The 19,729-nt window shown below is 62.1% G+C and carries 24 protein-coding genes; 13 read left to right on the top strand and 11 right to left on the bottom strand.

Annotation, left to right across the window (positions count from 1 at the left end; all coding sequences use genetic code 11):
• The first annotated feature begins 37 nt into the window (after positions 1-37).
• The 3 genes from IF189_RS17550 to IF189_RS17540 all read left to right on the top strand — a co-directional run bounded on the left by IF189_RS17550 (position 38) and on the right by IF189_RS17540 (position 2,299).
• Positions 38-1,369: a PLP-dependent aminotransferase family protein gene (locus IF189_RS17550; RefSeq protein ID WP_192551997.1), complete on the top strand. Its 1,332-nt coding sequence runs from the start codon at positions 38-40 to the stop codon at positions 1,367-1,369.
• A 55-nt stretch (positions 1,370-1,424) separates the two neighbouring features.
• A complete protein-coding gene (locus tag IF189_RS17545) occupies positions 1,425-1,814 on the top strand; it encodes a c-type cytochrome (RefSeq protein ID WP_134826255.1) in 390 nt (129 codons plus the stop codon).
• A gap of 149 nt (positions 1,815-1,963) precedes the next feature.
• Positions 1,964-2,299, top strand: coding sequence for a hypothetical protein (locus tag IF189_RS17540; protein ID WP_085711582.1), 336 nt, complete (start codon positions 1,964-1,966; stop codon positions 2,297-2,299).
• Positions 2,300-2,371: 72 nt separating this feature from the next.
• Here the strand turns inward: IF189_RS17540 and IF189_RS17535 are convergent, their stop codons facing one another.
• Both IF189_RS17535 and IF189_RS17530 read right to left on the bottom strand, forming a co-directional pair.
• Positions 2,372-2,851 (bottom strand): phage infection protein, encoded by a 480-nt coding sequence (locus IF189_RS17535; protein WP_134826256.1) that lies wholly within the window; start codon positions 2,849-2,851, stop codon positions 2,372-2,374.
• A 124-nt stretch (positions 2,852-2,975) separates the two neighbouring features.
• The gene (locus IF189_RS17530) at positions 2,976-3,542 is read right to left on the bottom strand and encodes a chorismate mutase (RefSeq protein ID WP_134826257.1); all 567 of its coding nucleotides are present in this window, start codon (positions 3,540-3,542) and stop codon (positions 2,976-2,978) included.
• A gap of 128 nt (positions 3,543-3,670) precedes the next feature.
• Here IF189_RS17530 and IF189_RS17525 point away from each other — a divergent pair, with 128 nt between their 5' ends.
• Both IF189_RS17525 and IF189_RS17520 read left to right on the top strand, forming a co-directional pair.
• Positions 3,671-5,026 (top strand): MATE family efflux transporter, encoded by a 1,356-nt coding sequence (locus IF189_RS17525; protein WP_134826258.1) that lies wholly within the window; start codon positions 3,671-3,673, stop codon positions 5,024-5,026.
• 169 nt (positions 5,027-5,195) lie between these two features.
• Positions 5,196-6,194 (top strand): acyltransferase family protein, encoded by a 999-nt coding sequence (locus IF189_RS17520; RefSeq protein WP_134826259.1) that lies wholly within the window; start codon positions 5,196-5,198, stop codon positions 6,192-6,194.
• Positions 6,195-6,200: 6 nt separating this feature from the next.
• On the opposite strand, the gene IF189_RS17515 is transcribed toward IF189_RS17520, so the two are convergent.
• Positions 6,201-7,637: an amidase gene (locus IF189_RS17515; protein WP_134826260.1), complete on the bottom strand. Its 1,437-nt coding sequence runs from the start codon at positions 7,635-7,637 to the stop codon at positions 6,201-6,203.
• Positions 7,638-7,757: 120 nt separating this feature from the next.
• Between IF189_RS17515 and IF189_RS17510 the strand changes: the two genes are divergently transcribed.
• Both IF189_RS17510 and IF189_RS17505 read left to right on the top strand, forming a co-directional pair.
• Positions 7,758-8,663 (top strand): LysR family transcriptional regulator, encoded by a 906-nt coding sequence (locus tag IF189_RS17510; RefSeq protein WP_134826261.1) that lies wholly within the window; start codon positions 7,758-7,760, stop codon positions 8,661-8,663.
• Positions 8,664-8,717: 54 nt separating this feature from the next.
• Positions 8,718-9,275: a YceI family protein gene (locus IF189_RS17505; protein ID WP_192551996.1), complete on the top strand. Its 558-nt coding sequence runs from the start codon at positions 8,718-8,720 to the stop codon at positions 9,273-9,275.
• A gap of 6 nt (positions 9,276-9,281) precedes the next feature.
• Here the strand turns inward: IF189_RS17505 and IF189_RS17500 are convergent, their stop codons facing one another.
• Both IF189_RS17500 and IF189_RS17495 read right to left on the bottom strand, forming a co-directional pair.
• Positions 9,282-9,494, bottom strand: coding sequence for a YXWGXW repeat-containing protein (locus tag IF189_RS17500; RefSeq protein ID WP_192551995.1), 213 nt, complete (start codon positions 9,492-9,494; stop codon positions 9,282-9,284).
• Between the two features lie 42 nt (positions 9,495-9,536).
• Complete coding sequence (locus IF189_RS17495; protein WP_119427072.1) at positions 9,537-9,863, bottom strand: YXWGXW repeat-containing protein; 327 nt, start codon at positions 9,861-9,863, stop codon at positions 9,537-9,539.
• Positions 9,864-10,047: 184 nt separating this feature from the next.
• Between IF189_RS17495 and IF189_RS17490 the strand changes: the two genes are divergently transcribed.
• On the top strand, positions 10,048-10,734 hold the full coding sequence (locus IF189_RS17490) for a GNAT family N-acetyltransferase (protein WP_134826263.1): 687 nt from the start codon (positions 10,048-10,050) through the stop codon (positions 10,732-10,734).
• A 65-nt stretch (positions 10,735-10,799) separates the two neighbouring features.
• Here IF189_RS17490 and IF189_RS17485 read toward each other — a convergent pair whose 3' ends face one another.
• Positions 10,800-11,240 (bottom strand): hotdog fold domain-containing protein, encoded by a 441-nt coding sequence (locus IF189_RS17485; protein WP_134826264.1) that lies wholly within the window; start codon positions 11,238-11,240, stop codon positions 10,800-10,802.
• A 164-nt stretch (positions 11,241-11,404) separates the two neighbouring features.
• Here IF189_RS17485 and IF189_RS17480 point away from each other — a divergent pair, with 164 nt between their 5' ends.
• Positions 11,405-12,031, top strand: coding sequence for a TetR/AcrR family transcriptional regulator (locus IF189_RS17480; RefSeq protein WP_134826265.1), 627 nt, complete (start codon positions 11,405-11,407; stop codon positions 12,029-12,031).
• 183 nt (positions 12,032-12,214) lie between these two features.
• On the opposite strand, the gene IF189_RS17475 is transcribed toward IF189_RS17480, so the two are convergent.
• Complete coding sequence (locus IF189_RS17475; RefSeq protein ID WP_192551994.1) at positions 12,215-12,856, bottom strand: TetR/AcrR family transcriptional regulator; 642 nt, start codon at positions 12,854-12,856, stop codon at positions 12,215-12,217.
• Positions 12,857-12,955: 99 nt separating this feature from the next.
• Between IF189_RS17475 and IF189_RS17470 the strand changes: the two genes are divergently transcribed.
• A complete protein-coding gene (locus tag IF189_RS17470; protein WP_134826267.1) occupies positions 12,956-13,540 on the top strand; it encodes an NAD(P)H-dependent oxidoreductase in 585 nt (194 codons plus the stop codon).
• 18 nt (positions 13,541-13,558) lie between these two features.
• Here the strand turns inward: IF189_RS17470 and IF189_RS17465 are convergent, their stop codons facing one another.
• Positions 13,559-14,677, bottom strand: a complete 1,119-nt coding sequence (locus IF189_RS17465) for a P1 family peptidase (protein ID WP_192551993.1) — start codon at positions 14,675-14,677, stop codon at positions 13,559-13,561.
• A 27-nt stretch (positions 14,678-14,704) separates the two neighbouring features.
• Positions 14,705-15,808 (bottom strand): extracellular solute-binding protein, encoded by a 1,104-nt coding sequence (locus IF189_RS17460; protein WP_192551992.1) that lies wholly within the window; start codon positions 15,806-15,808, stop codon positions 14,705-14,707.
• A gap of 111 nt (positions 15,809-15,919) precedes the next feature.
• Between IF189_RS17460 and IF189_RS17455 the strand changes: the two genes are divergently transcribed.
• A complete protein-coding gene (locus IF189_RS17455) occupies positions 15,920-16,693 on the top strand; it encodes a helix-turn-helix transcriptional regulator (protein WP_134826270.1) in 774 nt (257 codons plus the stop codon).
• A 6-nt stretch (positions 16,694-16,699) separates the two neighbouring features.
• On the opposite strand, the gene IF189_RS17450 is transcribed toward IF189_RS17455, so the two are convergent.
• The gene (locus IF189_RS17450; protein WP_192551991.1) at positions 16,700-17,641 is read right to left on the bottom strand and encodes a class I SAM-dependent methyltransferase; all 942 of its coding nucleotides are present in this window, start codon (positions 17,639-17,641) and stop codon (positions 16,700-16,702) included.
• A 187-nt stretch (positions 17,642-17,828) separates the two neighbouring features.
• Here IF189_RS17450 and IF189_RS17445 point away from each other — a divergent pair, with 187 nt between their 5' ends.
• Together IF189_RS17445 and IF189_RS17440 are read left to right on the top strand one after the other, a co-directional pair.
• Positions 17,829-18,242 (top strand): response regulator, encoded by a 414-nt coding sequence (locus IF189_RS17445; RefSeq protein ID WP_085711565.1) that lies wholly within the window; start codon positions 17,829-17,831, stop codon positions 18,240-18,242.
• A gap of 63 nt (positions 18,243-18,305) precedes the next feature.
• Complete coding sequence (locus IF189_RS17440) at positions 18,306-18,974, top strand: HAD family hydrolase (protein WP_134826272.1); 669 nt, start codon at positions 18,306-18,308, stop codon at positions 18,972-18,974.
• On the opposite strand, the gene IF189_RS17435 is transcribed toward IF189_RS17440, so the two are convergent.
• Positions 18,968-19,627: a methyltransferase family protein gene (locus IF189_RS17435; protein WP_085711563.1), complete on the bottom strand. Its 660-nt coding sequence runs from the start codon at positions 19,625-19,627 to the stop codon at positions 18,968-18,970. The genes IF189_RS17440 and IF189_RS17435 overlap by 7 nt on opposite strands.
• Positions 19,628-19,729 lie beyond the last annotated feature (102 nt).

Raw genomic sequence — 19,729 nt, 5'->3', positions numbered from 1 at the left:
CAGCACAATCAAAGAATTGTCATGGATACATCCCGACATGCCACGCTCCCGGTACAAGACCCTCGTTGATACCTATGCCGCCGACATTCGCAGCGGTCGCCTGTTGCCCGGCACGCGTTTGCCGACCCACCGGCAACTGGCCGCCAGCGAAGGGCTGGCGCTGGTCACGGCGTCGCGGGTGTATGCGGAGCTTGAGGCGATGGGGCTGGTCAGCGGCGAAACCGGGCGCGGCACGTTTGTCCGGGAAACTTCGTTATTGCCGGGGCAGGGGATCGATCAGAAAGATATTGCCGTCGGCATGATCGACCTCAACTTCAACTACCCGTCGCTGCCGGGGCAGGCCGATCTGTTGCGCACCGCTTTGCGGCAATTGGCGCTGTCCGGCGACCTCGAAGCGCTGCTGCGTTATCAACCCCACGCCGGGCGCCAGCATGAGCGGGCATCGGTTGCCCGACACTTGCAGGCCCGAGGCTTGAACGTCGACGCCGAGCAGGTGTTGATCGTCAACGGCGCCCAGCAAGGGCTGGCGGTGACGCTGATGGCGCAGCTCAACCCCGGCGATGTGATCGCGGCCGATGCGCTGACCTATTCGGGCTTCAAGGTGCTCGCCGAAGCGTTGCACCTTGAAGTGGTCGCGATCCCCGTGACCGGGAACGGTCCGGATCTGGCGGCACTCGACAGACTCTGCCGCAACCGCCCGGTGCGCGCCGTCTACAGCATGCCGACCCTGCACAATCCGCTGGGCTGGGTGATGCCGCTGGCGCAGCGTGAACAACTGGTGGCGATTGCCCGACAGCATGATCTGACGATCATCGAAGACGCTGCCTACGCCTTTCTGGTCGATAGCCCGCCGCCACCACTGGCGGATCTGGCGCCGGAGCGCACGGTGTACGTCTCGGGGCTTTCGAAAAACATCGCTACGGGCCTGCGCGTCGGCTTCATCGCCGCGCCGCTGAAAATCGTCCCGGCACTGGAACGCATCATCCGCGCCACCACCTGGAACACGCCGGGGGTGATGACCGCGATGGCCTGCGGCTGGCTCGACGACGGCACAGTCACCTTGCTGGAGGCACAAAAGCGCGATGACGCCCGGGCCCGTCAGGCGCTGGCCGCTGAAATCCTGAAAGGCTTGCCGATGGTTGGCCATCCTTCGTCGTATTTCCTCTGGCTGCCGCTGCCGGAAGACGCAAGGTCCGATCAAGTGGTGATCGAGCTGATGAAATCGCAGATCTCGGTCACCAACGCCGAGCCGTTCACCGTATCGGCCCATGTGCCCCACGCGATACGGCTGGCGCTGGGCTCGGTGGACATGCTTGTCCTGCGTCAAGCCTTGCTCAAAGTCCGGCAGGTGATCGCGGCTTACCTGTAGCGCAACGCTCCCCGCAGGATTACCCTTGGCGCCGCCGAAGATCTGGATGTTCCCGATGAAAAACACCGCATTACTGACCCTCGCCCTGATCCTCAACGCAGGCCTTTTCAGCACAGCCACCTATGCGGCCGGCGACGCCGAGGCCGGCGGCAAAATCTTCCCGCGCCTGTGCGGCGGCTGCCACCAGGTCGGCGAATCCGCCCGCCCCGGATTCGGCCCGCAACTCAACGGCATCATCGGTCGTCCGGCGGGGACATCGGCGAACTACGTCTACTCCGATGCGATGAAGAACTCCGGTATCACCTGGAATCGGGAAACGCTGACGGCGTATCTGAAAGATCCGAAGGGCGTGGTGCCGGGGACGCGGATGATCTTCTGGGGGCTGAGTGACGAGGAGAAGATTGATAATTTGTTGGCGTATCTTCAGTCATTCACTGAGCAATAACGAAGGGCCATGGGCGTTGTGGAGAGCAGTGCCGGTATTCCACGCGCTTCATGAAACATTTCCAGATTGATACCAATGTGCCACTGCCTCCAGTAAAGTGTGCGCCGCCCGAGAGATGGATCCCGGGCGTTTACCCATGGAGTCTTGCAGTGAAATACCTCAGCAAAGTAGTCGCCGCCGCACTGTTCGGTGTGGTTCTGGCAGGTTGCACCGGCACCCCGATGAACACCAAACACTACGACAGCAACCAGTACACCGTGATTGGCCACAGCGAAGCGACCGCCACCGGCCTGATGCTGTTCGGCGTGATCCCGATCCGGCAGAACAGCCGTTTCGTCCGCGCGCAAGAGGCCGCCATCCAGGCCAAGGGCGGCGATGCCATGATCAACACCCAGGTTCAGGAAAACTGGTTCTGGGCATGGGTTCTGAGCGGCTACACCACCAAGGTCTCCGGTGATGTGGTCAAGCTGAAAACCGTTCAGTAAGCGACGGCTGGATGTGAAAAAGCCCGGCTGATCAGGCCGGGCTTTTCTTTGTCTTGCGAAAGCGTTTTCAGGTCATGCGACGCGGCGTTCGATCAGACGATCCGAGCCACCTTCGGCAACGCGACGTTCTTGCAGACGATCCGAACCACCTTCAGCGACACGGCGTTCTTGCAGACGATCCGAGCCACCTTCGGCAACGCGACGTTCTTGCAGACGATCCGAACCACCTTCAGCGACACGGCGTTCTTGCAGGCGATCCGAACCACCTTCGGCAACGCGGCGTTCCAGCAGACGATCCGAGCCACCTTCAGCTACGCGGCGTTCTTGCAGACGATCCGCGCCGCCTTCAGCAACACGGCGTTCCAGCAGACGATCCGAGCCGCCTTCAGCTACACGGCGTTCCAGCAGACGATCCGAACCACCTTCAGCTACACGCTGTTCGATCAATCGATCCGAACCGCCTTCGGCGATCATGGTGTGAGCGGGTTTTGCTGCAAAAGCGTTGACTGCGAGAACCGAGAAAGCGATGCCGAGAAGGATTTGGCGTTTCATGATCGTGTGCTCCGGGGTGTTGTTTGGTTGGTATGGAGCTGATGTTACGCCCGGGATTTTTTATGAGAACTTCATTGGCGTGATGGTGACTATCGACGCCAGCGATGGACGCCTGAGCCCCGATTTACGGGGCAGTTGCCCGAATACACAGTTCGCCGGTGGCGCGGATCAGGGCCAGTTCATGCAACGCATCCTGAGCCAGGCCGCTGCGGGCCTTGGCCAGCCACGCCGTGCAGTCCGGATCGTGGCGATAGGGCGTGAAGTCGGCGTATTGCTGCAACAGCCGGGTTTGCAGCTCATCCAGGCGCGGACGAATCTGTTTGCCCAGATCCGGACGCGGGGTGTCCGGCGCAGCGCCGGCTGCCTGCCACTTCGCGAGCAAACCGTATTGCACCAGTTTGTTGGCTTCCATTTGCGCGGCGATCAATTGCGCCACGTCTTCCGGATCGAGCTTGCGTTCGGCGGCCAGCGTCCGGGCATTGGCGATGACCTGGGCTTCGCGGGGACTGTCCTGGATCGGCTTGCCGCTGTCCCACTTGGTCAGGGCGACGAGGTCGCCGATGTTCAGGCGTTCGTTCAGGGTAGTCAGCAGGCTTTGCAGCGCTTCAGGCGCTGGTGTCGGGGCGGCGTTGGCTGTCGTCGCCAGAACGGCGAAAAGGGTAGAGGTCAGCAGGGTCGAGACGCGGGACATTGGATCGGTTCACTTCCATTTTGGACAGGTGGTGGAGATTACGAAGTTTTAATGCAAAGGGGTACGACCTGAACGGCTGTGCATACCTTAGACTCTCTCACATTGCCTCCTCCCGAGACGGACTCTCAATGCAAATCCCCGCGCAAAACCCCCTCTGGAAAACCTACCTGCTGTTCCTCGCCCCGATGGTGCTGTCGAACTTCCTGCAGTCGATGTCAGGTACGGTCAACAGCATCTACATCGGCCAGATGCTTGGCACTCAGGCGCTGGCGGCGGTGTCGGGGATGTTTCCGATCATCTTTTTCTTCATCGCGCTGGTCATCGGTCTGGGCGCCGGGGCAGGGGTGTTGATCGGTCAGGCGTGGGGCGCGCGTGAGTCGCATATGGTGAAGGCGATTGCCGGGGCGACGCTGTTGCTGGGGGTGTTGATCGGGCTGGTCGCGGCGGTGTTTGGCAGTGTGTTTGCGCGTCAGGCGTTGCAGGGGTTGGGCACGCCGGCAGATGTGCTTGATGACGCGGTTTCCTACGCCCGGGTGATGATGTGGACCTTGCCGTTTGTGCTGGTGTACGTGCTGTTCACCCAGCTGTTGCGCGGGGTGAGCGACACGCTGTCGCCGATGCTCGCTCTGCTGCTGTCGACCGTTGTCGGTCTGGCGCTGACCCCGGCGTTCATTCGCGGCTGGTTCGGCTTGCCGCAACTGGGCATTCAGAGCGCGGCGTTCGCCGGTCTGGCCGGTACGCTGGCGGCGATGGCCTGGCTGTCATGGAGTCTGATCCGCAAGGGGCATCCGCTGGCGCCGGACCGGGAGTTCTTTGCGTCGTTGCGGCTGGACGGCGAGATTCTCGGCAAGGTGTTGCGCATCGGCCTGCCGACCGGGGTGCAGATGATTGTGTTGTCGCTGTCGGAGATGGTGATCCTGGCACTGGTCAACCAGCACGGCTCCCAGGCAACGGCGGCCTATGGCGCGGTGACGCAGATCGTCAACTACGTGCAGTTTCCGGCGCTGTCGATTGCGATCACCGCATCGATCCTCGGTGCCCAGGCGATTGGCGCCGGGCGGCTGGAGCGGATGGGCCCGATCCTGCGCACCGGGTTGTGGATCAACGTGTGCCTGACCGGTGGTTTGATCGTGCTCGGGTACCTGTTGTCGCACTGGCTGCTGGGGCTGTTCCTCACCGAAGACTCGACCCGGGCCATGGCCGAGCACCTGCTGCACATCATGCTGTGGAGCCTGTTGATCTTCGGCTTCCAGGCAATCATCGGCGGCATCATGCGCGCCAGCGGCACAGTATTGGTGCCGGTGGCCATCGCGATCATTTGCGTGGTCGGCGTGCAGTTGCCGGCGGCATACTGGCTGGACGGACAGTTTGGTTTGCAGGGCGTGTGGATGGCGTTTCCGGTGGCGTACCTGGGGATGCTGGTACTGCAGACGCTGTATTACAAACTGGTCTGGCAGCATCAGAAAATCGAGCGGTTGGTGTAGTACTTGCCCCCAGCAGCCAGAAGGGCCGTTCCTCAGGGAACGGCCCTTTTTCATGCCCGATGCAGAGCCTCTGAACCGAATCCTTTCGCCCGGCGAAAAATAGCTGTTGTCCCGTCGCAAAGCGTCGTAGCTTAGCCGCCCATAACTACAAGGACAGGTGAGGGTGTTCGTGGGCGTCTATCGATTGTTGCTGGCGGTGCTGGTGGCTTTGTCCCATATGGGGATCAATTTTGCGGGGCTGAACCCGGGTGTGGTCGCGGTGATCTCGTTTCTGATCATCAGCGGTTTCGTGATGACCTCGCTCATCGAACGTAATTACAAGGCGCTGGATAAAGTCGGTTCGTTCTATCTGGACCGGGCGTTGAGACTCTATCCGCAATTCCTGTTTTATCTGTGCCTGTCCTGCGCGGTGATCTATTTCCTGCTGCCCGGCACACCTCAGGCTGCCGAACTGACGTTCAAGCATATCGTCGCGAATCTGGCGATCGTGCCACTGGATTTCTACATGTTCGGTCTGGCCGGCACCCAACTCATGCCGCCTGCGTGGTCGCTGGGGCTGGAGCTGTGTTTCTATCTGGCGATTCCGTTTCTGCTGATCTTCAAGCTGCGGGGCGTGGCGTTTGCTCTGTCCGTGGTCGTGTTCATGGTCGCGTGCCTGGGCTACATCAACACGGATGTCTACGGTTACCGACTGCTGCCGGGCGTGTTGTTCATGTTCCTCTGCGGCAGCTACCTGTATGACGCGCAGGGCAAGGGCCGGCTGATCGCGATGGGCACGTTCGTGGCTGCGGCATTGCTGTTTGTCGCAATCATGGCCGGCTGGATCGAGCGTCGGCCCTTCAATGCCGAAGTCACACTGGGCGTCGCCCTGGGCATTCCCGCCGTGTACCTGTTGACCAGGCTGCGACAGCATCCGCTGGACGAGTTCTTCGGCAACATCAGTTATGGCGTGTTTCTCAATCATTTCGTGGCGATGTACCTGCTGCGTGCCCTCTGGCCGCTGGCCTGGATTGGCTGGTATGTCGAGGCGGTGATGGCGCTGTCATTTGTCATGAGCATCGTGTCCTACCACGTCATTGAAAAACCGGCCCTGAAGCTGCGTCACAAACTGCGGGCCGGTGGGCGATCGGGCATGGCACAGGCACCCGGTAGCGAACCGGTTGCCTGAGTGATGTCAGCCTGCGTGGCCGGCCCGGATCCGTGGGCGCAGATGTCGCCAGGGCAACGCTTGCTCAAGTTGTGAAGCCAGGCGCAGCAGCCTGTCTTCCGCACCGAAGCGAGCGGCCAGTTGCACGCCGATCGGCAAGCCGTCGCGGGACATCCCCAACGGCAGTGAAATGGCAGGTGTCCCGGCGACGTTGAACACTGGCGTGAACGGTGAGTGCTCGAACACCCGAGCCGTCCATTGCAGGCCATCCAGCGTGTCGGCGCCGCGATTGTAGAGACCGATGGCTTGCGGCAGGTGTGGCAGGGTCGGGGTCAGCAGGATGTCGATGGACTCGAACCACGCGGCCACTTGCCGGGCGACGCTGTTGCGCACTTCCAGCGCGGCGGCGAAATCCGTACCGCGCGATTGTTGGCCGAACGCGTAACAGGCGAGGGTGGCCGGTTCCAGGGTGCTGCGATCGACTGGCCGCCGGGTAGCGGCGGCGAGATGGTTGATCCAGCGCACCAGACTGGCACACCAGATGTGCGCGTTGGCCTCGACGAACGCGTCCCACGACAGACCGAGCGGTGCCCGGACTGTTTCAACCTGATGACCGAGGGTTTCAAGTTCACGGGCAACACGGGCGGTGGCATCACTGATCTCGGGGTCGACGCTGGCTCCGTTCCACGGCGTGTCGAGCAAGCCGATACGCAAGCGTCCCGGATCGCGGCCGACCTGAGCCAGAAAACCTTCGGCCGGTGCCGCCGTGTAATAAGGATCTCCCGGCGCACAGCCCTGCACCACATCCATCAGCGCCGCGCTGTCGCGCACCGTCCGGGACAGGCCCAATTGCACGCCGAGCCCGGCAAACACTTCGTCCATCAATGGCCCGTGGGAGCTGCGGCCGCGCGTCGGCTTGAGGCCCACCAGCCCGTTGAAAGCGGCCGGAACGCGGATCGATCCTGCCGCGTCGGTGGCATGGGCGATCGGCACGATGCCCGCCGCGACGGCAGCCCCGGCACCACCGCTTGAGCCTCCGGCGGAAAGTTGCGGGTTCCAAGGATTGCGGGTCGGGCCTTGCAGAAGGGAGTCGGTTTCGGTGCTGAACGCCATTTCCGGCGTGGTAGTTCGGCCCAGGGTGATTAGCCCGGCGGCGTTGAAGCGCTGCATCAGCGTGGAATCACTTTGCGCGACCAGGCCTTGCGCGAGTCGGCTGCCCAGTTCATTGCGTCGTCCGGCTGCGGTGATCGCCAGGTCCTTGATCAGAAACGGCACCCCGGCCAAGGGGCCGCTGCCCGTGGTCGCGGCCGGTGTCCAGTGCTCGATGACGGCGTTGATCGCCGGGTTGACCTGCTGTATCGCTTCGATGGCCAGAGCGGTCAGCTCTTTGGCGTGGACTTCGCCTGAGGCAACCAGTTGCGCGAGGCCGATGCCGTCATGTTCGGCGTATTCGTTGAGGTTCATGGGTAGCACTCCGAAAGGGAGCACCGATATTAGGTCGCTGAATCTCAGCTGATTAGCCCATAATCGCGGCATGAAATGTGCCATGGGTGGCGCAGTTGATTGTTCTCAGGCAGGCCCGAAATGATCCGTGACTTGAACGACACACTGGTTTTTGTCTGCGTGGTGCGCCTCGGCAGTTTCACCGCCGCCGCCCATGCCTTGCAGATACCGAAGACCACGGTCAGCCGCCGGGTGCGCGAGCTGGAGCAGGCCATCGGCGTGCAACTGCTGCGTCGCACCACCCGCCAGTTGAGCCTGACCGAGGCCGGGGCGGTGTATTACGAGCAGTGCAAATCCATCGCCGACACACTCGAGCACGCCGAACGGGCGGTGCATCAATTGCGTGACGGGCCCCGTGGCTGGTTGCGGGTGACGGTGCCGTTTTCATTCGGGGTGAGCTGGTTTGCGCCGCTGCTGGCGGGGTTTCGTCAAGCGTATCCGGAGATTCGTCTGGAGATTCTGGCCTCTCATGTGCCGCTGGATCTGGTGGGCGAGGAGATCGACGTCGCACTTCGGCTGGGGGCATTGCCGGATTCGAGTCTGATCGCCCGGCGGCTGGCCAGTTTTGCCACGGGCATTTACGTGGCCCCGGAATATCTCGCCCGCCACGGTGCGCCGCAAACGCCGGAAGAATTGCTTCACCGTCAGACGTTGACGCTGCATCAGGCCCGGCGCGATGTCGGTTATGTCTGGCCGTTGCGTCGGGAAGGGGGGCGACTGAGAGACTATCGTGTCGAACCCTCCATCCTGGCCAACGACCCGGCGCTGTTGCACGACGCGTTGCTCGCCGGCGAGGGGCTGAGTCTGGCGATGGATCAGAGCATGAAATCCGATGTGCAGGCCGGACGCCTGATCCGCGTACTGCCGGAGTGGATCGGCCCGCCGCAAGATCTCCACGCGGTCACGGCTCGCGAGCATCTGCCATCGCCCAAGGTGACGGCGTTGATCGGCTACTTGAAGGCGCACATGCCGGACGGAGTGGCGTAAGCGACGGTTGTTTGCTTAAGTCAATCGAGGCCCACCGAGGCGCCGGAGCATCCCATGTCGATTCGATTGTTGTTGGCTGCCGTGTGTTGCCTGATCGTCATGCCGACGGCGCAGGCGGTGGAGTACACCTGGGTCAATACCGCCGCCAGCCAGATCAGCTTCACTTACAACCAGATGGGCTCGCGGATGTACGGCACGTTCGGCAAGTTCGACGCGACGCTGGATTTCGACACTGCCAATCTCGGCAACGCCCGCACCACGTTGCACATCGACCTCACGAGCATCGACGCCGGCAGCGAGGACGCCAATACCGAACTGGTGAAGCCGGCGTGGTTCGACACGCAAAAGTTTCCGACGGCAGTGTTCGAATCGACCGGTTTCAGCCGGGTCGATGAAAACCATTACCTGGTGGCCGGCCGGCTCACCCTCAAAGGCATCACTCATGAAGTACAGGTGCCGGTGCATCTGAAACCGGACAACAGCATCGGCATCTTCGACGGTGAATTGGTACTCAAGCGCGATGCCTTCGGCCTCGGTGCCGGCGAGTGGGCCGACACCGTGGTTTCGAACGACATCGCGATCAAGTTCAAGGTCGTTGCGCCGGCCCAGTGACCGGACTCAATACGCCCGCCAGTGCCCCGGCACCCAGCGCCATTGGTTGCCGGCCCAGCGGTAGTGCCCGGCGACCCAGTGATAACCCGCTGCAGGCATCGCCGGAACCACTTCGACGATCGGTGGTGGCCGGTGCGGGCGCGCCGGTTCAACGACACAACCCGACAGGGTAATTGCCACCAGCGTGGCAGTGATCAAGGTTTTTATGGTTTTCGACATGGTGATGTTCCTGGTGGGTAACGTTGGCAGACGGTTGCGCGATCAACGCACCCAATGGCCTTCAATCCAGTACCAGTTCGGCCCGCGCGCCTGCCAGTGGCCGGGTTCCCAGCGTGCGCCGTGGTGACGCACCGGTTGCCAGTGACCGGGCATCCAGACATAACCCCGGCCTTCCCAGCGCCAGTGGCCGCGATCCCAGGCATAACCTGCCCGTGGACCGGGCATCGGTTCCATGCGCATCGGTGGCGGTGCTTCGCGGATGATCATTTCGGGTTGGGCAAACACGGGGGAACTGGCCAGCGCGGCCAGCGTCACGGGCACCAGCAGCAGGGCTTTTCGCCATTTCAACAGGGAACGCAGAACGTTCATGACAACTCCTCAGGACCTGCGTCGGGAAAATGAACGCAGTTGAAGAATTGGACGCCAAACGGGCGAAAAGTCCGCTCACCGGCAGATGAAATTTTTGTCAGGCTTGCACAGGGTATGATGTCGCGGTTCGCCGGTCGCTCAACCCGCCCGGCAACCTGTGTTTTACCGCCGGAGTTCACCCGCCATGCCCCGCATCACCCACTACAAATCCCCGTGCCCCGAAGGCGTCAACAGCCAGATCCTGCAGATGGTGGTCGACTACCTGACCGACATCAGCGCCATCGGTCTGGGCCCGAGCAACCTGCTGTACAACGTCTATCAGTACGCGGTCGGCTACGAGGTGCATTTGTATCTGGAGGCGCTGAACGGCGAGAAGGGCACCGAAGTGGAGCTGCTGGTGGCCACCGACGACGATGATCCGGAACAGGTGATCGGCTTCCTGTTGTACTTGCCGGTGCAGGGCGACTGGGAGGCGTGCAATGTGGCCTATCTGGCGGTCGATCAGCAGCATCGCCGCCAGGGCGTGGCCCGTGCGTTGATTGCCGACATGGTTGCGCGTTACCCCCATGCCGAACTGACGTGCAGCGTGGGTAAAGTCCCGTATTTCGAAGCGCTGGGCTTTGAAGTGCTGGGCCAGTTGGAGACTCAGGTGCTGATGAGCACCCGGCATTACCGCAGCAACGGTTTGCGCGGTTTTATCGACACCACGCCGATCTACCGCTCGCTGGAGGTGCAGCAGATTCACACCTACCTGCTGCAGAAGCACGGCAAACGGGCGATGGTCGATGCCGAGAAGCAGCGTGACCGGCACCTGGATCAAGTCACCCGTCACACCGAAGAGTTTGTCCGCCAGCGCCTGACCGTGCACTGACCCGGCCAACGGCAAACAGCCCTTGTTGCGATGACCGCAGCAAGGGCTTTTTTGTGCCCGTGATTTCAGGACAGCTTCACGTTCATGGTGATCCGCGCCGTGAACACCTTCTTGCCCTCGGCGTCGTGGATGTCCACCGGCACGATCTTGTCACCTTCGGTCTGCCAGTCCAGCCCTTCGCCATTGGCCACGGCTGTGACATCGGATTTGGCCTTGGCCAGGTACTCGACGGTCATGCCTTTCGGAATCCAGCGGGCGCCCGCGGGAATCGACACGTCGGTCATCATTCCGGCCGCGAGTTCAGCGGCGTTGCACATGGCAATGGCGTGTACGGTGCCGAGATGGTTGGTGATCTCGCGGCGGAACGGCACCTGCACCGTCGCCGAGCCTGCGCGCAGCTCGCTGACCAACGGATTGATGCTGCTGAAATACGGCGCGACCTGACAGGCCATCTGGCTGAACGCTTGGGGGCCGGCGCTGGTGAACATGCTGAGAAACTGACTCATGGTGAAGCCTCGCGATTAGGAGAATTTACAGAATGATGTTCCGTTACAGAATATTGTTCTGTAACGGAACGGTATTCTGTCCGTGGGAAATCTGTCAACCTAGGCGCGTTTCGATTACCGGCACGGGCGTGCCTTTCAACCGGATTTACAAGGCCTTCAACCCCATGGACACCGCAGATCTACTCGAGCGCAGCTACCCCGGCCGCCGGGCCGAACTCAAGCGCGACATCTTTCGCAAGGCCCTGCACCTGTTCAACGAACAGGGGATCGAGGCCACCACCATCGAAATGATCCGTGCCGAGTGCGACACCAGTGTCGGTGCGATCTACCACCACTTCGGCAACAAGGAGGGGCTGGTGGCCGCGTTGTTTTTCACTGCGCTGGAAGATCAGGCGCGCTTGCGTGACGCCTATCTGGCCGAGGCGACAACGACCGAGGAGGGCGTGCAGGCGCTGGTCTACAGCTATGTGGACTGGGTGGAAAACCAGCCGGAATGGGCGCGGTTCCAGTATCACGCGCGTTATGCCGTGACCCGGGGGCCGCACAAGGACGAGCTCGCCGACCGTAACAGGACGCGCAACCAGGGTCTGCGCACCTGGCTGGCCGAGTCTGGACGCGCCGCCGAACTCAATGAATGCCCGGCCGAATTGCTGCCATCGCTGATCGTCGGCCAGGCCGACAGCTATTGCCGCGCGTGGTTGTCGGGAAGAGTGCAGGGCAGTCCGAAGGCTTATCGCGAGTTGCTGGCGCAGGCCACGTGGCGCTCGATCCGCCGCGAACCGGAACGCTGATTTTCAGGGACAAAAAAAGAGCCTCAAGACTCTTTGATGGGGAGGAAGTAGAGCCCGTGAGGCTCAAGATGCGCGTGAAACAAGGTGCGGGCTTGATTGGGGTTCAGGGCACCCGCACCTACGCAGCGGTTTGGCGAACCAAGCGGCTGCGTATCTCCATCCTAGGAAGGTGCCCCGACGGTCTCAAGTACCGTCAGTCACTTGCTTTGCAGCGCTGGCGGCGGCCCTTTCGACCATCGCGGTGATGGTTGCCAACAACTCGTCGCGGGCTTGTGCGGCGCTGATTTCATCGGTGGCCGCAGCTTGAGACAACGCCTCGGCGGCACCGAGCATGGCGCGCAATCCCGCCTGGGTAATGTCGCCACCGCCAGCGAACGGCGACAGCACACGGCGGCATTTCTCCAGGAAAATCGCCTCGTATTCGCGCTTGATCTTCTCCAGCTCCGGCGTGCTGGCCAGGGCGGCAATCACCCCGGGAATCTCGTTGCCCTGAGTCAGCACACAGTCGACATACGACGTGGCAATCACCGAGGCAGTGCCGCTCAACGTCGCCTCGCAATTGTCCAGCGCGGCATCCATCAGTGCGGTCTGGCGCCTGTCGAAATCCTGATACAGCGCCGCCAGCAAACCGGCGCGGGTGGTGAAGTGGTCATAGACCACCGGTTTGGTCACACCCGCCTTTTCCGCCAGATAACCCAGGGTCAGGGCATCGGTGCCTTCTTCGCGAATCAATTGCCAGGCCATGTCGAGCAACTGGCGCTGGCGGTCTTCCCGCGAGAGTCGCCGGCGGGGCTGAACGGATTCTGGGATTTCAGTGGTTGACATTGCTTATATACCAAACGTAACTTACTGAAGGTAACTTACTAAGTGTAGCTTATCGAAAGGATAAGCCCTTGGTCAGCAATCACCAACCGGAGATTTCCCATGCACGCATTGATTGTTGTGGCTCATGACGATCCCCGTTCGCTGACTCATGCACTGGCGCAGAAAATCGCCAAAGGCCTGTCGGAGAACGATCCGTCCAACACCTTCGAAATTGCTGACCTGCACGCCGAGGAATTCGACCCGCGTTTCGGCGTGGCCGACTGGGCCGTGCATCACCGCGAATCCGCGCCGCCAGCAGACGTCCTGGCCGAGCAGGCACGCATCGACCGCGCCGATGCGCTGGTGCTGGTGTATCCAGTGTTCTGGTGGTCGATGCCGGCGCTGCTCAAGGGCTGGATCGACCGGGTGTTCAGCAATGGCTGGGCGTTTGATTTCGACGGCGATTCGACGCGCAAGAAGCTCGGACGCCTGCGCGTGCATCTGGTTGCACTCGGCGGGGCCGATGCACGCACCTACGAACGCCACGGCTACGGCGCGGCGATGAAAGCGCAGATCGACCACGGGATTTTCGATTACTGCGGGGCGACAGTGGCAGGCTCGGCGTTGTTGCTGGAGTCCGAGTCGAGCGATCCTGCGATCCAGCTGCAGGCAGCATGCGAACTCGGACAAGGGCTGTTTCGCTGAAGCTCCTTGGGAACAGTTTCAGCGAGCGCCCGGCCAGCCGGCTTTTTCGAGAGCGGCGAGCAGGGTGGCGGCATCCAGCCCCGGCACCGAATGCCCGTTGCCTTCGGTGCTGTCGCTGGCAAGCAGGGCATTGATGATCGCCTCTTCAACCGCTTCGGTCGCCGCCAGAAACAGCTCGCTGATGTGATCGTTGTTGACCATCCGCAAGCCGTCGCAGGTGGGCGCGCCTTTGCCCTCGTAGGCGGCGGGCGGGACCTGTTCGTTGCCGGTGGCGAAGGCAATGAAAATGTCACCGCTGTGGTCTTCGTTGCCACCGCCGGTACGTGCCAGACCAAGGCTCGCCCGTTGCGCCAGGCGCGTGCATTGATGCGGCAACAACGGCGCATCGGTGGCCAGACACACCACGATCGAACCCATGCCAGGATGCGGCAGCGAGGCACGCAGGAACGGCGAATCCACTTGTTCCATGTAACGCCCGACCGGGTAGCCGTCGACCCGCAGTTCGTTGCGAATTCCATGGTTGGCCTGGACGATGGCGCCCACTGTCCAGCCGCCCTGAGCCTTGCTCAATCGGCGTGATGCGGTGCCGATCCCGCCTTTGAATTCATGGCAGATCATGCCGCTGCCACCGCCCACTGCGCCTTCCTGCACCGGGCCGTCAACGGCATTGCTCATCGCTTCTGCCACATGTTTGGGTTTCACATGAAAGCCGTTGATGTCGTTGAGCAATCCATCGAAGGTTTCCAGTACCACCGGCATGTTCCAGTAGAGACGACCGTCGTCCGGTTGCTGCGCGCGGTCCAGTTCGATCAAGGCGTCGCGTACCACGCCGAGGCTGTGGGTGTTGGTGAAGGCGATCGGGCTGGTCAGCAGGCCGGCTTCGCGAATCCATTCCAGCCCCGTCGCATCACCGTTGCCGTTGAGTACGTGAACGCCGGCAAAACACGGTTGTGCATTGGTCGAACCGGCACGGGGTTCGATCAGGGTGACGCCGGTGCAGATGTCGCGTCCGACGGCGCTTTGCCCCCGCACATTGCTGTGGCCGACCCGCACGCCGGGTACGTCGGTGATGGCGTTGAGCGGGCCGGGTTGCAGCTGTCCGATGCGGATGTCGAGGTCGCGGGCACGTAATTTCATGGTGTTTTCTTCTCTGTTCATTTTTGATTATTGGCCGTTCTTGATCTTGCTCCAGACCCGCGTGCGCACCCGTTCGGTGGCTTTGGGCAGGGGCTCAAGGGTGAACAACGTCGCCATCGCTGTGGCCGACGGATATACCGCCGGGTTGTCGCGGGTGGCTTCGGCGACCAGCGCGGTGGCGGCGCGGTTGCCGTTGGGGTAGGACAGGTGATCGCTGACCGGCGCAATCACCTCGGGCCGCAGCAAGTAGTCGATGAACGCCAGGCCCTGGGTCGGATGCGGCGCGTCCTTGAGCAGCACCAGCGTGTCGAACCACACCGGCGCGCCTTCTTTCGGCAGGCTGTACTGGATCTTCACACCGTTGCCGGCCTGCTCGGCGTTGGTCTTGGCTTCGAGCATTGCGCCCGACCAGCCGACCGCCACGCAGATGTTGCCGTTGGACAGGTCGCTGATGAATTTCGAGGAGTTGAAGTAGGCGATGTGCGGGCGCAATTTCAGCAGCAGCGCTTCGGCTTTCTGATAGTCCTCGGCGTTGGTGCTGTTGGGCGGCAGGCCGAGATAGTGCAGCGCGACCGGGAGCATTTCCGACGGCGAATCGAGCATCGCCACGCCGCACTCGCCGAGTTTGGCCAGGTTCTCTTCCTTGAACACCAGATCCCAGGAGTCCACCGGCGCCTTGTCACCCAGCACGGCGCGCACCTTGTCGACGTTGTAGCCGATGCCGTTGGTGCCCCATAGGTAGGGAACGGCGTATTGATTGCCGGGATCGTTGTTGGCCAGTTTGTTCAGCAGATCATCGTCGAGATTCTTCCAGTCCGGCAGTTGATTGCGGGGCAGCGGGGCGAGGGCGCCAGCCTTGATCAGGGTCGGCAGACTGAAGTTGCTCGCCACCACCACGTCGTAGCCGCTGTGGCTGGTCATCAGTTTGCCTTCCAGCACTTCGGCGCTGTCGAAGGTGTCGTAGACCGGCTCGATGCCGCTGTCGCGCTTGAAATCATGCAGGGTGTTCGGGCCGATGTAGTCGTACCAGTTGTAGACATGCACGCTCGGCGCTTCGGCCGCTTGCGCGGTCAGTGCGACGGACACGACGCCCGCCAGGCCCAGGTTGATATACCCACGATGACAACGCATGATGCGGCACTCCTGGCCTGTGGCAGGCCGGTGATGAACAGGAGTGGTCAGCCTATCGGGCAGGCCATGCCAGACCCATTCCCATCATGGGTTACTCCAAAGGGGTAGAGCGTGGACGCGTTGCTGCAGGAATTGCCGGTGCATCAGAGCCTGTCGCGGGTGTTCGCCACAGTCGGTCAGGACGGCTTCTGGCGGGCGCTGGTCGATACCTTGCGGTTGCTGGTGCCGCTGGACAATGCGCTGGTGGCGGTGATGCAGGCGGGGCGGCCGCCGCAATTGCTGATCGACTTCGACAGCCAAGGTCGCGCCGACGAGCAGGAAGAACTGGCCGGTTACTGCGCCGGCATGTACCTGCTCGATCCGTTCTATCAGGCCGCCGTCGCCGGGATCACCGACGGTTTGCACAGTCTCGCAGCCGTGGCGCCGGACCAGTTTCTGCACAGCGAGTACTACCTGAGCTACTTCCGTTCGGTGGTCGGCGCGGATGAACTGCAATTCATGGTCAACACCGATGACGGTGTGCTCGGCTTGTCGATGGGCCGGGCGACGGCGTTCAGTTTGCAGGAGCAGGGACGCCTGCTCTGCGTACGGGACTGGGTGTTGTCAGCGATGCGCCGGCATGTGCAGTTGATGCCACCGCAAGGGGCGGCGGTCGAGGCGCCGGTCGGCGATATTGCGGCATTGCTGGACCGTTTCGACGCGCGGTTGACCGTGCGCGAAATCGACACGGCGCGCCTGATTCTCCAGGGCTTCTCGAGCAAAGCCATCGCCCAGCACATGAACATTTCGCCGGAGACGGTGAAGGTCCATCGACGCAACCTCTATCACAAGCTCAACGTCACCGGGCATGGCGAGTTGTTTGCGCTGGTGTTGCGCCCGCGCTGAGCAGGATCAGTCGATCTGCTTGAACAGCAGTGCCTTCAGGCCGCTTTCGGGATCGATATCCGGAAACTCCGGCGGGTTTTCCAGCCGCTGCTCGAAACGCAGGCTCGGCGCCTCCTGGGTTACACCGTCGATCAGGAAGTCGGAACCGAACGACGGATCGTTCATGCACGCCAGTACCGTGCCCTGTGCCGTCAGCAGTTCCGGCAAACGGCGCAGCACGCGCTGGTAATCCTTGGTCAGCAGGAAGCTGCCTTTCTGGAATGACGGCGGGTCGATGATCACCAGGTCATACGGGCCGCTGTTGATGACCTTGCCCCAGGACTTGAACAGGTCGTGGCCGAGAAAACTCACCTTGCTCAGGTCATGCCCGTTCAGACGGTGATTGTCGCGCCCCCGACTCAGAGCAGCGCGGGACATGTCGAGGTTGACCACATGGCTGGCACCACCCTCGATGGCTGCCACCGAGAAACCACAGGTGTAAGCGAACAGGTTCAGCACCCGTTTGCCGGCTGCCTGCTCGCGCACCCAGTTGCGGCCGTAGCGCATGTCGAGGAACAGCCCGGCATTTTGCTTGCGGCCGAGATCCACGCGGTATTTCAGCCCACCCTCGACGATGGTCATCTCGTCGATTTCTTCCCCCAGCAGCCATTCGGCGGTGCTTTGCGGCAGGTAGCGGTGCTGGATCAGCAGAGTGTGGGCGCCGGACTGCTGCCATTGCTCCGAATGAGTGATCTCCAGCAACAGACGCTTGAGGTCTTCCAGTTGCGAAGCCTCGGGTTCCTTGAACAGCGACACCAGCACCACGCCTTGCAGCCAGTCCACAGTGACTTGCTCCAGCCCCGGCCAGCAGCGTCCACGACCATGGAACAGGCGCCGGGTTTCGGCCGGTGCCGAAGTCAGCGCGGTAAGCAGGTGGGCGTGGAGAACGGCGAGGGCTTGAGGGTTCATCAATCGGGATCGGCCAGCAAAAGGGCGGGCATTTTAACCACAAAAGCGCCGTCACGATGGCCCGCCGAGCGACGTTATCGAAAAGACCTGTATCAAAAATGAATTTATGTACAAGGCGCTGCTCATACCAGATAAGCAGCGGGATCATGCCGCTAAATCGTTCATGCAATTCAGGGAGTGCCAGTTCATGTGTCCAATTCCGACGTCGAGCGCGCACCTTCCTGGCGGGTTGATTCTGGTAGTGGAAGACGATCCGTTGATTCTGGAGTTTCTGTGCGAAATTCTTCAGGAGGAAGGTTTCAAGGTCGAGCCGCAGACCAGTGCCGATGCGGCGTCGCAGTACCTGGAAGAGCACGCGCCGGAAGTCGCGCTGCTGCTCACCGACATCACCATGCCCGGCACCCTCAATGGGGCGGACCTGGCTAATCTGGTAGGCGAGCGCTGGCCGGAAAAACCGGTGATGGTCATGTCCGGCTATGAAACGCCGGAAACCTCCGGCGTCCGCCATCCGGTGGCGTTCATCAAGAAGCCCTGGGCCATCGGTCAGTTGCTCGATTGCGTGGACGGCGCCTTCAAATCCAAGGCGCCGCGTCTGCACTGAAGCCTGCGGCAGATGCTACATTGCCGGGCACATTTGCCCGGCTCTGCCTAAGGATGCGATCCCTTGTCTGCTCACGATGCTGTTTTCAACCGCGCGTTCGGCGCGTTCCTGTTCGACATGGACGGCACCGTCCTCAACTCCATCGCCGCCGCCGAGCGGATCTGGGCGTCCTGGGCCGAGCGCCACGGGGTGAATGTCGAAACGTTCCTGCCGACCATCCACGGCGTGCGCGCCATCGATACCATCACGCGTCTGAACCTGCCGGGCGTGGACGCCGAGGCGCAAGCAGCGTTCATCACCGAAGCGGAAATCGAAGACGTTGAAGGCATTGTCGAGATTCCGGGTGCGGCGGCGTTTCTCAAGTCCTTGCCGGCAAATCAGTGGGCCATGGTGACTTCGGCACCACGGGATCTGGCATTGCGGCGGATGGCGGCGGCGGGGATTCCGGAGCCGGCGGTGATGATTACGGCCGAAGATGTGAGCGCCGGCAAACCTGATCCGGCCGGTTACCGACTGGCTGCCAGGCGTCTGGGTCTGAAACCGGCCGATTGCCTGATTTTCGAAGACGCGACGGTCGGCATCCAGGCGGCTGAGGCAGCCGGTGCGCCGCTGATGGTCATCACGTCGACCCACCAGCATCCGATCGAAGCTCCGCACGCGACCATCGCCAGCTACCGCGAGGTTGCGCTGAGTATCGACAGCGACGGCCTGTTGCGTTTGCAACCTCAGTAAACGCCCGGCAACAACCGCCAGCTGCGCGCGCAATAGGCGTCGTATTCGGCGCCGAACTGGGTGCGCAGCAAGGCTTCTTCCGAGTGGATACGGGCAATCAGCGGGATCAGCGTCAGCGCCGCCAGCAGGATCCCGACCACCGAACGAAATGCCAGGGCCCAGCCCAGCGCATTGACGACCAGCCCCAGATAGCTGGGATTGCGCAGGCGCGTGTAGATGCCATCGGTCACCAGACGGTGCCCCGGCTGAATCGCCACCAGTCCGCTGAACCGATGCCCCAGCACAAACACCGGCCACAGCCGCAACGCCCCACCGACAATGAACAGCAACGCCCCCAGCCAACGGGTGCCTTCGCTGCCTACGGTCCAGAAACCGATACGGTCGCAATACGCCGGCAGAAAACCACTGACCAGTCCGATCACGCCGAACGCCGGAAGCACCCAGCGATTGGCCCGGTCCTCGCGTTCGCCGGAGCTGAGGTTCACTTCGCTGAACAACGACACCACCACCATCACCAGCGTCGCCAGGGCCACGACCACCAGTGATCCGTGGGAGAAGAACACCGCCACGCCACCGATGCCCCACATCGCCAGACCCAGATAGGCGAGGGTGGCGAGCACCGCGACGACGGTCATTTGCGCTGACATTTTCATAGGCACCTCACGGCTGTTCCGTTCAGTGTAGATCCCGGCACGATCCCCGGCGTTTACCGTTCAGGGAACAGGGTGGACTAAGCTGAAGACAGGGACGCTTCG

The organism is Pseudomonas sp. IzPS59 (assembly GCF_014863505.1).
GTDB classification, from domain to species: Bacteria; Pseudomonadota; Gammaproteobacteria; order Pseudomonadales; family Pseudomonadaceae; genus Aquipseudomonas; species Aquipseudomonas kribbensis.
This window is presented reverse-complemented; position numbering and strand designations above follow the sequence as displayed.